The organism is Bacillus sp. FF-1 (genome assembly GCF_028548245.1).
Lineage (GTDB): Bacteria > Bacillota > Bacilli > Bacillales > Bacillaceae_G > Bacillus_A > Bacillus_A paranthracis.
The window spans coordinates 1-13,841 of record NZ_JAQQGG010000016.1; the positions used below are offsets into that span (position 1 = coordinate 1).

Annotated in this window: 13 protein-coding genes and 1 pseudogene; 2 read left to right on the forward strand and 12 right to left on the reverse strand. The window is 34.4% G+C overall.

Annotated elements, in window-relative coordinates; translation table 11 throughout:
• Positions 1–124: 124 nt before the first annotated feature.
• From PQF83_RS27555 to PQF83_RS27600, 10 genes and pseudogenes are all read right to left on the reverse strand, one after another.
• A pseudogene (locus PQF83_RS27555) lies at positions 125–1,078 on the reverse strand (VirB4 family type IV secretion system protein); the annotation flags it as partial.
• A gap of 2 nt (positions 1,079–1,080) precedes the next feature.
• On the reverse strand, positions 1,081–1,995 hold the full coding sequence (locus tag PQF83_RS27560; RefSeq protein ID WP_000892011.1) for a hypothetical protein: 915 nt from the start codon (positions 1,993–1,995) through the stop codon (positions 1,081–1,083).
• Positions 1,996–2,346 (reverse strand): PrgI family protein, encoded by a 351-nt coding sequence (locus PQF83_RS27565; protein WP_001233525.1) that lies wholly within the window; start codon positions 2,344–2,346, stop codon positions 1,996–1,998.
• 66 nt (positions 2,347–2,412) lie between these two features.
• Entirely contained in the window at positions 2,413–2,832 is a 420-nt protein-coding gene (locus tag PQF83_RS27570) for a hypothetical protein (RefSeq protein WP_001216648.1), read from the reverse strand.
• Between the two features lie 149 nt (positions 2,833–2,981).
• On the reverse strand, positions 2,982–3,170 hold the full coding sequence (locus PQF83_RS27575; RefSeq protein ID WP_000727316.1) for a hypothetical protein: 189 nt from the start codon (positions 3,168–3,170) through the stop codon (positions 2,982–2,984).
• A gap of 208 nt (positions 3,171–3,378) precedes the next feature.
• Positions 3,379–4,302 carry an Rpn family recombination-promoting nuclease/putative transposase gene (locus tag PQF83_RS27580; protein ID WP_000118205.1) on the reverse strand — a complete coding sequence of 308 codons (924 nt, stop codon included), beginning with the start codon at positions 4,300–4,302 and terminating at the stop codon, positions 3,379–3,381.
• Positions 4,303–4,408: 106 nt separating this feature from the next.
• Positions 4,409–4,570, reverse strand: coding sequence for a hypothetical protein (locus PQF83_RS27585; RefSeq protein ID WP_000353863.1), 162 nt, complete (start codon positions 4,568–4,570; stop codon positions 4,409–4,411).
• 160 nt (positions 4,571–4,730) lie between these two features.
• Positions 4,731–6,044, reverse strand: coding sequence for a DUF3854 domain-containing protein (locus PQF83_RS27590; RefSeq protein ID WP_001108760.1), 1,314 nt, complete (start codon positions 6,042–6,044; stop codon positions 4,731–4,733).
• Positions 6,034–7,809: an LPD1 domain-containing protein gene (locus tag PQF83_RS27595; RefSeq protein ID WP_001048058.1), complete on the reverse strand. Its 1,776-nt coding sequence runs from the start codon at positions 7,807–7,809 to the stop codon at positions 6,034–6,036. The genes PQF83_RS27590 and PQF83_RS27595 overlap by 11 nt, the downstream gene beginning before the upstream one ends.
• A gap of 112 nt (positions 7,810–7,921) precedes the next feature.
• A complete protein-coding gene (locus tag PQF83_RS27600) occupies positions 7,922–8,473 on the reverse strand; it encodes a hypothetical protein (protein ID WP_000548269.1) in 552 nt (183 codons plus the stop codon).
• Between the two features lie 590 nt (positions 8,474–9,063).
• Between PQF83_RS27600 and PQF83_RS27605 the strand changes: the two genes are divergently transcribed.
• Both PQF83_RS27605 and PQF83_RS27610 read left to right on the forward strand, forming a co-directional pair.
• Entirely contained in the window at positions 9,064–9,261 is a 198-nt protein-coding gene (locus PQF83_RS27605; protein WP_071713420.1) for a hypothetical protein, read from the forward strand.
• Between the two features lie 18 nt (positions 9,262–9,279).
• On the forward strand, positions 9,280–9,459 hold the full coding sequence (locus tag PQF83_RS27610; protein WP_000267727.1) for a hypothetical protein: 180 nt from the start codon (positions 9,280–9,282) through the stop codon (positions 9,457–9,459).
• Positions 9,460–9,662: 203 nt separating this feature from the next.
• On the opposite strand, the gene PQF83_RS27615 is transcribed toward PQF83_RS27610, so the two are convergent.
• Positions 9,663–9,938 (reverse strand): barstar family protein, encoded by a 276-nt coding sequence (locus tag PQF83_RS27615; protein WP_000351384.1) that lies wholly within the window; start codon positions 9,936–9,938, stop codon positions 9,663–9,665.
• A 20-nt stretch (positions 9,939–9,958) separates the two neighbouring features.
• On the reverse strand, positions 9,959–13,354 hold the full coding sequence (locus PQF83_RS27620; protein WP_002029168.1) for an S-layer homology domain-containing protein: 3,396 nt from the start codon (positions 13,352–13,354) through the stop codon (positions 9,959–9,961).
• Positions 13,355–13,841 lie beyond the last annotated feature (487 nt).

Here is a 13,841-nt window from a genome sequence, read left to right on the forward strand (position 1 = left end):
GTCGGAGTATTAAAGGAAGCCCTTCAAGGCGTTACCCTATCATTTGACTTCTTGGAATGACAGTTCACTGTTGAACTGTAAGTTCGACAATGCCTAAGCTTTTCACTTAGGAACGTGTCGCACCACCCTCGGGATCTATTATCATCGCATGTGTATCTGCAAGTGATGTTTCACGAGCTAGCTTCATTTTTAAGAGTAAACTTTTACCGGAACCTGAAATCCCTGTCACACCAATGTTATAGTTTGGTGGACGATAATCTGCGTTACCAAATGAATTTAAAAATTCTACTTGGCCAGTAATTTTGTTCTTTCCTATTGGTATACCACCGTTAAATCTTCCGGAACCTGATACAAAGGGAGCAAATGTACATAGAGCACGTCTATCGATATTGCGATATGTATCTTGCAGAGTATTTGGTGCACCTAGTGGCATAACTGCTTTCAAGCCACTCTTCACACGATTCCAAGTACTCGCTATTTTAAAGTGAGATGCTTGCATTTCATCTTCGATATACTCACATAAAACATCTAATTCTTTCTTTGAGTCAGCATACGCAACCGCCATGGTACTTACCATATAAGAGTCATTCTCATTAAATTGAATTTCATCCATTAAATTGTTTGTATCCTGAATTTTTGCATCTAAATCTTTTTCTTGGTCAATATTTCCACGTGTACGTTGGAAAGAAAGGTTCGAACGTAACATCGTCAGCTGCATATCTAACGAACGCATCGCTTTTGCTTTTGGCTCTTTATGAATATCAATCATGACATCAACCTCTCCAGCTGAAGTTAACATGTTCAGCCAATTGGTCTGCATCATACGAGGATATCCATCACGTGGAATATAAAATGGACGGAAGAAAGTATTACTTCCCAAAGACTGCTTAATTACCCCATAGTCTTCTGAATCAATTTTCATTCCTTCTGGGGCAATGACATCAAACACAGTTGTTTGATTTTCTAATTGAGGCGGAACTTCTTCTTGTTCGTACGCTTCCTCCTCTAGTTCCAATTCGTCATTCTTTTCAGCTTCTAACTTCTTTTTTTCTTTTTTCTTCTTTCCAAACAATTTCATACTTATGCCACCCCATTATTTGATTTTTCAGCTTTTTCTTCCGCTAGCACTTTCTTCATTAACTCTAGTTTTCTCTCATTTGTTTCACCGGTTGAATAGAGAGAGAAGTTCTCATTTTCAATTAAATCTTGGAAACGTGCTTTCACCGCTTTACGACGGTTAAACGCTACATATTGGAGTTCTATTAATTTATCTTTTGTTAACATTTCTACACTAATTTTTGCTTTCGATAGTAGATTTCGGGAAGCATTATAGCGACGATATAATTCGTTAAACGCTTTATCTACAATCTTTTCTTCCAATTCATCCTCTGTATCAGCTGTAATCGTACTAATATCCACTTTGTATGGATAAATTAAATATCGCTTTTGTTCATATCGAGGCTGCGAACGTTGCCAGTACTCTAAGTTGTCGATAACTTCTTGCCCATAAAGTACTGTCTCTGGTGTAAGGTCCTTCGCACCTTTCATTGTTTCTGTCATTTTTCGTACAGGATCTGTTAAATCTACAAACTTACTTTGGATATATACCTTCGTATTAAACTCTAATGTGGTTAACCATGATTCAATTTTGATATCAATCGCTTCTTGTTCCGCATTGGAAAGTAAATAATAGTTTACTGGGTGTGCCTCCGCGATTAGGATAAACGTGTCATCATGATAACGAATCATATGATTTTCAACTTCCTTAATGTCTTCTATAAAAGCACGAAAGAAATCAACATTATCCTCATCAATTTCCGATTCAGCAGGCGTATTCTTTTTATTTTTCTTTCCATTTTTTTCAGCAGTACGTTTCTCTAACCCGCCCTGGCTTTTCCCCTTTTTCTTAGAACCAAACATCGGTTTTCCATTCATTTTCCGATAAAAGAAAAACCCTACAATGGCTACCAACGCAAAATATATCATTTCTAACATCTATAAATTCTCCTTTACCCATGTAATTGGCTCGTATCCTTTTCTCCACTTGCCTTTTTCAGAACGGCTACGCATTTTGATAAGTAAATATTTATCTAGATACATGTGTTGTTTTTCTTTATAAATAAAAGCAAACGTTATTACAACTACTACTGTTGGTATTGCTAAAATTAAGCAAATAAAAAATGCTACCGCCGCATTAAAAGGTGCAAATAACCGCCATAAGAATGGCACATATAAATAAAGGGATGCTCCGCCACCCAATAGATAAATCAATTGGCGTTTGCTCAGCACACCTAACAGTGTTTTTTGTTCCGAAGTCATATCAACAGGAACGGTTACTTTTCTCATTTTGTTTCCTCCCTTATATAAGAGAAGCTCTCCCCAAATAGAGGAGAGCTTTTACAAACTCTTATGTTAAATTTTTGTAACCCAAGAAGCGATGTCGTATGCTTTGATCATGACAAAGCCTCCAATTGCTGCACACGCTAAACCAATCATGGCTTGTGTACGGTTTTCAGGGTTTTTACCTTGTGCACCAGATAGTTTAATAGCTGCAAATACAACGCAAGCTGCTACCCAAATACCACCAAAACCAATTAGTGTTGTTACAAGGGTATTCATGCTTTTTTGTACAGTGGTAGCATCTGCACCACTGGTGTGCCCAGTAAGCCCCCCCTCAAAACTTTTTTTTGCCAGTAGAAAATCTCCTACTGATGTTGTCATAAGTTTTGCAGACAACCAATTCAACATAATTCCTGCACCTCCGGGTGTTTTTGCTCGCAAAACGCAAAAAGACCCCAATACACGCACACGTCCCCTAAGGACATGGCGCATATTGAGGTCTTCTCTTATATGCGAACTGATTAATTTTTTATTTTATTGTTAAATCTTATTACGTTTATATTATAGCAATACGATTTTAAAAAAACAAGCCTTATTTACGCCTAAAAAGTAAAATTGGACTTTTCGTGTTCCGTTTTATTTCATTTCTTTTTATCCTCTTTGTTTGGATCGTACCATACCATTTGAATTTGAAAAATATCACTGTCCTTAAGACCCAAAACATTCATTTCCTCTTTCAATGAGCGCCATGGTTCTATTTTTATAGATTTTATACTTTTGTCTCTAAGCGTATACACATGTACATAATATGCTTCTTTTTTCTTTTTCATAATACAAATAACTTCCCCTTATATTCTTTATATTTTTTTAATAACAGAATAATTGAGTATGTAAAAATTACACACTTCAAATAGCATTTCCTCTTGTTACTTTCATAACTATTCCCCCTTCCTTCACATCTATTCACTTACTTTCATTAAATCAAAAAAACAGGTAATCGTGTGTACCCACAATTACCTGTTTTTTTATCATTTATATCTACCTTTTATTTCTTATAATTTCATTAACCTCTTCAACACTTAATTCTGCAACTTTTGCAATTTTTTCTATAGGTAATCCTATTTTAAACATATTTTCAATCATCTCTATCTTAGTTGCAATTTTAGTTTCTTCTGTAGCTATTTCTGCAGCTTTTTTCGCAGCTCTTTCTTCTGCTGTCTCTATTTCTGATATTCTATCTTTTATTGCTTTTTCTCTAGCCTCATATAAGCGTAAAAAATCCTTATCGCTACTTAAACGCTCCCAATCCTCTATTGCTTTTTTCAAAACTGGATCTTTTTCCATTGCTATCGCCTCCAGGATTGTTGTTAATCTCTCATCCTCATGCGCAGGAAATAATAGTAACCAACGCGCTAAAGAATCTTCCCACGGATCCATTCGTTTTCCTTGCCATTCTTGAATCACTTTTGGAATTTCAAGAAAATGCAACTGCATATTTTCGGTAATGATACGTTTAGATTTTTTGTTCATCACTGTATTAATACTATGAAACTCCTGCTCTTCTGGAAATAGAATGAAATCCACTATATTAATACAAATGGTTGGTCTTAATTCTGTATATTTCATCCCTTGAGTCATTTGAGAATAATACATACCTGACCAATAGAACAAAGAACGTTCTATCATATCTTTTTTGTCTCGAACTTGAATCTCTATATTAATTTTTATACCACTATTTAGCGTAGCTCGCAAATCTAAAATAGACAATTTATCATCCTTCTGCTCTCTTGGAAGATGCGGATCATCTAAGTGCAAAGATGTAATTTCTTCATCAATAGATGATTGTAGTACCGCGTTAAGAAACCCAATTAATATATCTTCATTTCCTTCTACTCCAAACAAACGCTTAAAAGCATAATCAACTCGTAAATTTACTAGATTCTTTTTTACATATACACTCATGTTTTCCCTCTACCTTTCTCGTTTTAAAATTGTATTTAAGAGCATAAAAAAAGATAGAATTATATTCTATCTTTTTCTCCTCTATTCATCTCATCAAATATGGCTACTAGTTACTTACTATATAAGAAATATCCTCTTCACACATATTTGTCGCATTTGCAATTGTCGTGATAGAAACTCCCTCATTATAAAATCGTTGAATGAGTTCCATTCTTTCTTGTTCCCTAGCTTTTTTATCTACGTCCATTAATTGTTGCATAATATCCATAATACTTAATACACACCTTTCTTTTATATAAAGTCCCCTAGCTAAACTGTTAAGTGTTTTGTTAAAAGAAAGTTTTACACTAATACTTCTACTTTGTTGTAAAATGTACGACTTTCTTTTAACGTGTACAATTTTGTTTTAACTTCACAATTATGATTTTTTATATTGTGCGAAAAACTGGTTTGAAAGCAGCTTGCATTGCATCATCCAGACCTTTCCCTTGTGCTGGGTTCCATGCCGCAATAATTACGTTATAGCCCTCTTTCTTTAACTCTGTCGCAAAAGCAATTACGGCAGCTCTTACTTTTTCATTCTCTACTAAGTCAGCATCAAATGCTAAGTATACATTTTCTACTCCCATATCTTTTAATACTGGCATAACGATTCTCCATGCATTTACACCTGGAATCGCAAGAACTGTTGTCCCTACTTTAGCTATTTCTTCTTTATTTAGTCTTTGAGGAAGTAAATCGGCAATCAAATCCGCCTTCATCGGCCCTTCTGTAATCATTACTGATTTTGTTTTGTGCAGCATACCAGACTTCCAATGTTTCAAATGTGAGCTTGGTACCGCTACATGTACAGGAAGTGGATTTTCACTACCTCCCGCACCGGTTCCTTCATCTTTATTTGCTGAAGAGATCCATAAGTATTTTTGACCTTTATGTATCTTTACAACAACCTTTTCCCCGTCGATTAATAATTCTTTATTTTTCCCTATTTCTAGTTTTCCTTCATAGATACAATCCTCGTTTTTCGTTATTTTCACTACATTAGGCTGTTGGACTAGTTCGGCTTGTATACCTGTAGGTCCAGATTTCACATGAACAGAGTTCTTTACTTCATCTACACGTACTTGCCAACCAACAATTTGATTATATTGGTTTCGGAATGGAATCATAATTCCTGGAAAACCTGCCATTAAACGAAGAGAAGTTTGTCCTTTCTTCATTTCATAAAATCCAGGTATTCCCTTCCAACAATCTTTTTTGCCAATTTGTTTAAATAACTTTTCCCAAATAGTTGTGTACGTATTATCATCTTCCAACACAATTTGTTGCTTTAAAAACGAACGATATTGACGTACCTGTACTTCTTCTTCAGTCATTTTTCTATCTTGCAGTAAATGTATATGATGCTTCTCCTCTAACGGCAAAAATCCGATTAAATTACGATTAAATACATCTAATTCTTCCTTACTTCGCTTACTATGCCCCTTTACTACATCTACCTCTGGTAATTGGTATTGCTTCTTACCATTTAGATAATGGATATAACTTGGATTACTTGAATTTTTACCGTATACCCACTTACTTTCCACACGGGTACATGCTACTTTCTCTTGTGAAACATGCAGCATACAGTTTCCAATAGCATTACAGATTGGGCATGGAACACGATAAAATTCCCACCAACTTCCTCTTGGATGTGCAGTTGTTAAACGAAATTGTCCTTTTTGTATGTTATAATTCATCATTTCCCACTCCTTGTATACTATTTATTATATATGGAATAGCTACTTCCATTAAACTCTTTATACTTCTATTTAGATGTTCTCTTTGTTCTCCTAACGGATATACAAAAGAATATGTATCACATACTAAATAATCGTTTCTATGTTCTTGATCTAGCAAAGCTGATTCTACATATGCTTCAAATGCTCTAGCAAACATCTCATGATTTGTAGACCAATACTTTTTAGTTCTCTTCTTATCTAACTTAATGGCTGTATCAAAATATATGGACCCTTTCACTTGATAGGGTATTTCACTAAGTTTTTCGCCTGTTTTTTTATAATGATATGCAGCTAACATTTGTGCGGTTTTCTCAAATTCTTTTTCAATTTTACGCTCCATACGCGTCTTTGTTGCTCCTGATAAAGTATCAAGCTTCCTACACAAACTAGCATGATGTGATTCTAAAATATTTGAAAGATTTCCTTTAAACACATCATAACTATCGATAACACCACCATAGAAATACCACTTTCTACTGTAGGCATTTTCCACGTTGATTACTCTGGCCACTTTTCCTTGTTTACAAGCATCTAACACAGCTTGCATCTTTTCCTTGATAATAGCAGGCAAGATATTCCCAATACTCTTCCCGCTTGATAAGAAAGCAAGACTACCATTTTGAAAATCATGACTACAATCATATAAGAAATGATCCAATGCATGTCCCCATTCATGACACAATGCCCCGACTCCATTATCACGAGTTAAATTAATGACTTTGGTAGAAGGTTCATAATGTGCTAATGCATTGCCGCTTCCTCTCGCACCAATCGCAAGTCCTAAGCGTCCTCCTAACCCTATATACTCAGGTGAAATCCCTAATATACGAGCTAAATCATGCAATGCTTCGGATACATGCCCGATATGTTCTTTTGCATATTGTTCGGTGCAATAATGACCAAATTGCATCCCCTTCAACCCAAACATAGCCACTACGTCTTCAGGTTTGGTAGCAATTTCTACTCCTGGTCCTTTTCTTTGCAGAGTATCTGGCAGTTTCCTACTCCAAGCAGCTGCGGATTTCTTACGAGTCGTAACCTTTTTCGTAAGTAAATCATTCCATGTTAGTTCATGTGATACACGAAGATACGTAGAATTAATACTTTTAGAATTTGTGCAAAGTGATATGAATTTCTTTCCTAATATTAATAACTCCATACCATCTGCATCAACAAACTCATCAAAATATTCCTCTACCATTCTTTTAAATGTGAATGTTACATTCTTATTTTTTCTAAATGTAGACCAACCATTGTTCATTTCCATTCCATAAGAGACCACAAGATCTACCCATTGTTCTGAGGTATGTACCGACTGTATATCATGCCATATTCTTCTACATGCTTGAACATATAGTTTCCTTGCAGTCGGTGTATCTACAATTGGCTTCTTATTTATTCTGCCCACTAGCAACTGCTTTAACTTTGCAACATGTGGTGGGACATCATTTTCTTTTTCATGTTCAAAAGAGAATGGAATCAATGTATTTCGATCCAATGCATTTAGCGCCTCTACTGGAGATTCTTTTTCAATTTCAGCTAAAATTTCTAAAGAAAATGATACTAAAAATGATTCTTTTAATGCTCGTATCTCTTTCTTTGCTCCCACTAATTTCTCACCTACATCATAACTGTATCGATTGCGAACTTGTTTATCTGTTCTCACATCTTGTACCATTACGTCTTCTCCAACCTCTAAACCAAACAGTTCAAATAAATTCATACTAAAATCCTCCTGAATAAAATAAAAGACAGAAATTCATAGTCATTTTGCACTACGGATTTCTATCATTCCCTCTGTCTGTACACTTCCATATAGTTATGTAAATTACTCATTACGATACACTCACACCTGTTAAAGAGAATAGATCCTCTTTTGTCGGATTTAGTGCTTGTAACCAGCTATCTACCTCTAAGAAGTTTACTTTTTTTAATTGTTCGCCTTTTTCCGCACGCTTAACCACCTCTAAACCTCCATGGTGATGCACAATCATTACAAGATCATCTTTCTTGAAAATACAATCTACATCTGCAGAGTTTATGTGGTGGTTACGTAGAATTGGTTTCCATTTCTTAAGTGAATAACCTTCTACATCTAAAAAACCACGTATAGCAGTAAAGCGAAAACTCGTTCCTCTAAAACATCTTTCCAATAAAAAAAGGAAATCCCGTACACATCCATTAAAATGAACATGATACAAATAGATTTCCCCTGCTTGTTTTGCTGCTCGCTGTGACAAGTTTGATGGTTTAATGGCAAACTGATAACAATCTCGTTCCCAAAATGCTCCTTCTTTTGTAACTCTCATTCGTAATGCACGTAAACTTGGAATAAGTTCATCTGGATGTGCAGAACAAAATAAAGATACTTCATAACTGATATGCATAAATAAATCCCCCTAAATAATAATTTTTGCCCAGTGTAATAATGGATTCTACTAATCAAACAGACTTGAAAACAACACAAAAAGGGCTTCTTCAAGTCGATTAAAAATGTGCATAGCAAAATAAGCTATATACACTAATCGGCTCAAAGAAGCCCTTTCATAAATGAAACAAGACGCAACTTGCTTCTACAACTCAACCACAACACAATAAGGTGTGGGAATAAACGGAATCAATTAAACAATAAATATAATTCCATATTAATGAATTCATACAAAAATTTCAATAATTTTATTTGTCCTTAAGATGTCCCGCTCATTTTTTTAAATTCATATGTTTTAACACTACCTTGGTTTCTTCATCAAATGATATAACTCCCTCCACGATAATATTTAATTTAGGATTGAAATTCTCTAAATCTCGATGTATTATATTTTTGTGTTTTTCTCAGTTCCCTAGCCGAGAATACATCATCACTTCTGAAAGAACCTGAACTCCAACGGGTTCTTTTTTTATTCCTCTTCTTGTAAATCTATTTATCTAAATGTAAAATTATAATTAAGTTCTAATATTGTGAATTGAGGTGAAAATCATGAGAAGTTTTGGCTCATTAATAATCTCTACTGTCTGTTCAGTACTTCTTGTAATTTGGAATGCCTATGAATTCTATAACGGATTCACAACAGGGCGCACATACTACTGGATTAATGGCATCGGGGCTGTTATCTTCCTTCTATTCCTTATCCTCAACATGCGAGATTTCAAAAAGAAAAACTACAGAACCTCATAACAATAGGAGTTGATACATATGTGGCAAAAGATTAATAATTATAAGTTTCATCTAAAAGATTTGAAATTTATGACTTGGCTATTTCCACACATTCATCAAGCTAATAAAAACAAATACCCCAAAACCAGAAAATTAACATCTACAGTTGAAAATCTACAATTTTTCTGTTTTAAATTCTATAAAATTTTAGCCAAATAGTGATGTGGCGATACTCCAAATTGCAAATACCTGATGAGTATAAGCATTTCTATAACTCTACTAATGTATGTTTATATCTATAAGGGGTACGGAAACGATTCGAGGTATGAGGGGCCACTATGAAAGAAAACCTAATTGATACAATAAAAACCGTAGAAATTAAATATTTCCACGGTTTTTATTTTTACCTAAGATCCTTTTAATTATTTTACAACAATATAGAACTTACCTGGCATTTCATTTTGTGCATCTTGAAATATTTTTAAAATTAAATCCGCATAAGGTCCTAACATTTTTTGAGTACTCTCGAAAAATTCCCATTCTATTGTTATAGGAAGACTTATAAATCCAGTTAAACAGTCCCACAAAGCATCTGCATTTTCCCCATAAAAACTAGGGAAATCTAATTGTTTTTTTAATATTTGGTGCAATACTTCTTTACTAGTAAATGTTCTTCCATCTAATTTTATTATATCCATAAATTTAATCCCTCTATTCCCTATTTTACTTCGGTAAACGTTTTATAATGATCAGAAGTTTTATACACTAATCCATCATTAGAATAAAGAATTCTATCATTACCTCGATACCCTGATGAATAATTAATATCCGCTTCATACCAAGTCCTATTTGGAGCACTTGGTAATAGCCTTTCATTATTATAGTAAACATTTCCACCAATACTTTTTCCTGGAGCTACTTCGTGGAGATTTCCTTTCTTTCTATCCCATCCTAAAGCTTCAGCTTGTTGCTTTGTGATGAAATTATCCGGTAATTTCTTATTTTGTTTTATATACTGAGCGACTTCATCAAAACCTGTAGGATATTTCGTGAATTTTGTATTTTTGGCTGCCGCTTCTAAAGCCTTACCTTTCTTCTCAAGGTCTCCAACCTTCCCTACAACTTTACCGATAACCCGTGTTGTGCCACCAGATACGACAGCCAATGTACCCCATGCATAATCATCTGGACCGTATTTTTGACCTGTTACTAAGTCTTCACCTTTGATAAGCTGTCCAATTTCTTTTCCTGTACCAATTATAGGTGTAATACCCAATATGAATGATACATCTCCATCATTCTTACGATCATATACTCTAGATGGATCACCACCTAAATCACGTAGTGCATTACTCAAGTCAATATTCCCCACATTGATGGTAGCAGCTGGAATATTAATCTTATGACTTGCTATTTTATTAGCGGAGTCCATAAATGTATTTGCAAGATCTATTCCCATATTGAAATCTGTGAAGAATCCTGGTACTTTCGCATCTAACGCTTGTAAATCTTGCGCAATGACTGGAACGTTTTTTCTTGTTACCTGTACAAGTTCCTCCATACCAGGTTTTGCTTCATCTATAGAATGCTTCAAACGAATGGAACTATTTACAACTGGACCTAAATCTTTAACTACACCAGAAAATCCCTTCGATAACTCTTGCATATTCAATGTGATTTGATGAATATCTTTGCTAACATCTTCTAGAAATTCACTTGTTTTATCTGCATATATACTTAATACCTTGTAAGTTTCACCATATGCTTGAGCCATGGATACATATTGTTGAAGTATAAAAGTATATGTTTCCACACTAAAATCTAGTAACTCTTTTCCATCGGCTCCAAGCAATTTTGCAAGTTCTTTCCTTTGGGTAACTGTTAAATTTCTTATATCACCTTTCATAGCATTTACTAATTCTTCTAACTTATCATGTGCTTCTATGATGACTTGCCTTTTATACTGTACATCTTGCTTTGCATCATTAATGTCTCTGGAAAGATTCTCTAAGTTTTCTACATCATCTACCCAACGTTGTTCTTCTTCTTCTAAAATTTTGATCGTGTTATTTATGTATGTTTCGTCACTTTTTAAGTAATCTAATACACCTTCAAATATCTTTATTTTTCCATCAAGCAAAGTAAGTGGACTTTTAGCCTCCTGATCAAAAATAATAGCATCATGAATGCGTACATATCCCTTTTCACCTTGGTAATTAACCTCATACCAAGAACCGACTTTCCCCACTACTTCTATCACTTCACCCTTGTTCACACTTTTTGCACGTAATGCTTTTTTCAAATCTGGCTCAGGATATACTTTTTTAACAAGGGATTCTAATGTAACCCACCCTTTAATCATTTCTCCGTCTTGATTAAAGGAGAACTTCTTGTCTTTATATGTAAAATCTCCTGTTTGTAATGCACCTGAAGGCTGTAGTAAATACCAACTAAACTCTTGCTTCATCCAACCATTTCTTGATTCATGAGAAGCATCAAAATAATACGGTTTCCCATCAACATTTGTAAATCCCGATTGCACAGGACCCAACGGACCAAAGTAATAGATTTTCCCATCGATATGTTGGATTCCAGTTTGTACCACGCCATCGGTTCCTAGATAATAATCATATCCACCTGTATGTAACCAGCCCGTTTGCATAAAACCATCGGTACCAAAATAATATCGTTTCCCATCAATTGATTGGAAACCTGTTACTCTTTGCCCATCTTTTTTATAATACGTCCATTTTCCTTCTTCTTGTACCCACCCTTGTTTATTATCTAAATAGAGTACTTCTTTTAATTGATCAATCCATTGTAATCCATTCGCGAGAACATTTAGATCACTATCAAGTTGTTTATCAAATTTCTTTTGAATATTTGGTGGAAAATATTTTTCGGGATCTTTATGATACTCAGTTATCATGAAATGAGACAAATTCGTTGCTTCTTTTGCTACATCCCATGAACGAACTGGTGATTCACCAATTACAACAGACTCTAGTACTCGGACATATCCAATTTCTCCTTGGTATTTTACCTGATACCATAAACCTTGCTTGGATATGACTTCTAAAACATCTCCATCCTTTACAGGCTTAGATTTCGATAGAAACTTTGTTTCGGGCTTTGGATAGATTCTTTTAACAGCAGAACGTAGAGTAATCCATCCCTTTTCCATATCCCCGTACTTATTAATTTCAAATGGTTTTCCTTGATAAGTAAATGTTCCTGTCACATACTTCCCATCTTTTAAATAGCTCCATGAAGTTGCAGAGAAACTCCATCCAGTCTTTAGTTTACCAGGTTCACTATAATATAAAGTATCTTTCCCTACCTGCTTACTCCCTTGGAATAGCCTTCCATCTTTAAAAAAGGCGTACTCTATTCCATCTAACGTAATGTTATCCCTTTGCTTACTACCATCTTTGTTGTAATAGTACCAATTCTCGTTCTCCTTCACCCAGCCAACTGATTCATCATTTTGCATATTTGTTACTTTCATAATCGTCCTATATAAGAACATAGAAAATTGCTCTCTAGTAACAATGCCATTTGGATTAAAATTCCCGTCACCTGTACCACTTGTTATGTTGTTACCGGCTAATATTTTGACATATTCGTTGGCCCAGTGACCTTTCATATCCGTAAATTCAACATTTCCTTGCGGTTTTAAATCAAATGTTTTGACAAGCACAGTTGCCATTTCGGCACGTGTCATATTATTTTTTGGATTGAATTTTTTTTCAGCATTTACACTGAAAATGCCACGTGCTGTTAGTGCCAAAATTTCCTTTTTGAAATTGCTGTCGCCAATATCAACAAATGGATTATTTGTACTATCTTGCGGTTTTAAATATCGATACAAGAAAGCAGCGAGATGTTCGCGAGTAATAGGATCGGCTGCACCGAAATACCCATTTCCGTATCCTGTTATAATCTTATTCTCCACCATATACATCATTTCTTTATACGCCCAGTGAGTTTTAGGAACGTCAATAAAAGATGATGAATTCACTTGACCATTTTGTTCTGCATACGCTGTTCCTACTGTACTGAATAACAAAATACATACGATAAAACTTAAAAATAATTTCTTAATTGTATTCATAATAGCTCCTATTCAATTGTTAAAAATATAATTGCAAAATCAGCACTTATTTTATCCTTCATTTACGGCATTTTATATAATTATCAAATTTCTATTCATACTGATATTTCGCATAAGGACAACCTAAGTCATTCTGTCTAAACAATAATTAATTCATAAGATGTTTCATTTTTTAAATCTAGTAGTCCGTTTATAGAACCTTCTTAATATACAGTAAAACCAAGTTTTTCAATTTGAAAATCCCTTATTGTAAAATTCGCATTATGTTGACAATATCCATAATAATACCAGTCTCCTTTCTTTTTGACGCGACCTATTTGAATTAAAACTTCGACTTCCTCTGTAAACATTGGTGCATAGGTAGAAAATAGTTAAAATAATGATAATATAAGTCCTATGATTTTCTTCATACTCGTATCTCCTTATCAATTCGTAAAAAACCTTTCAATTATATATTAAGTTTCATTGCTATTAAAATAAAAAAATA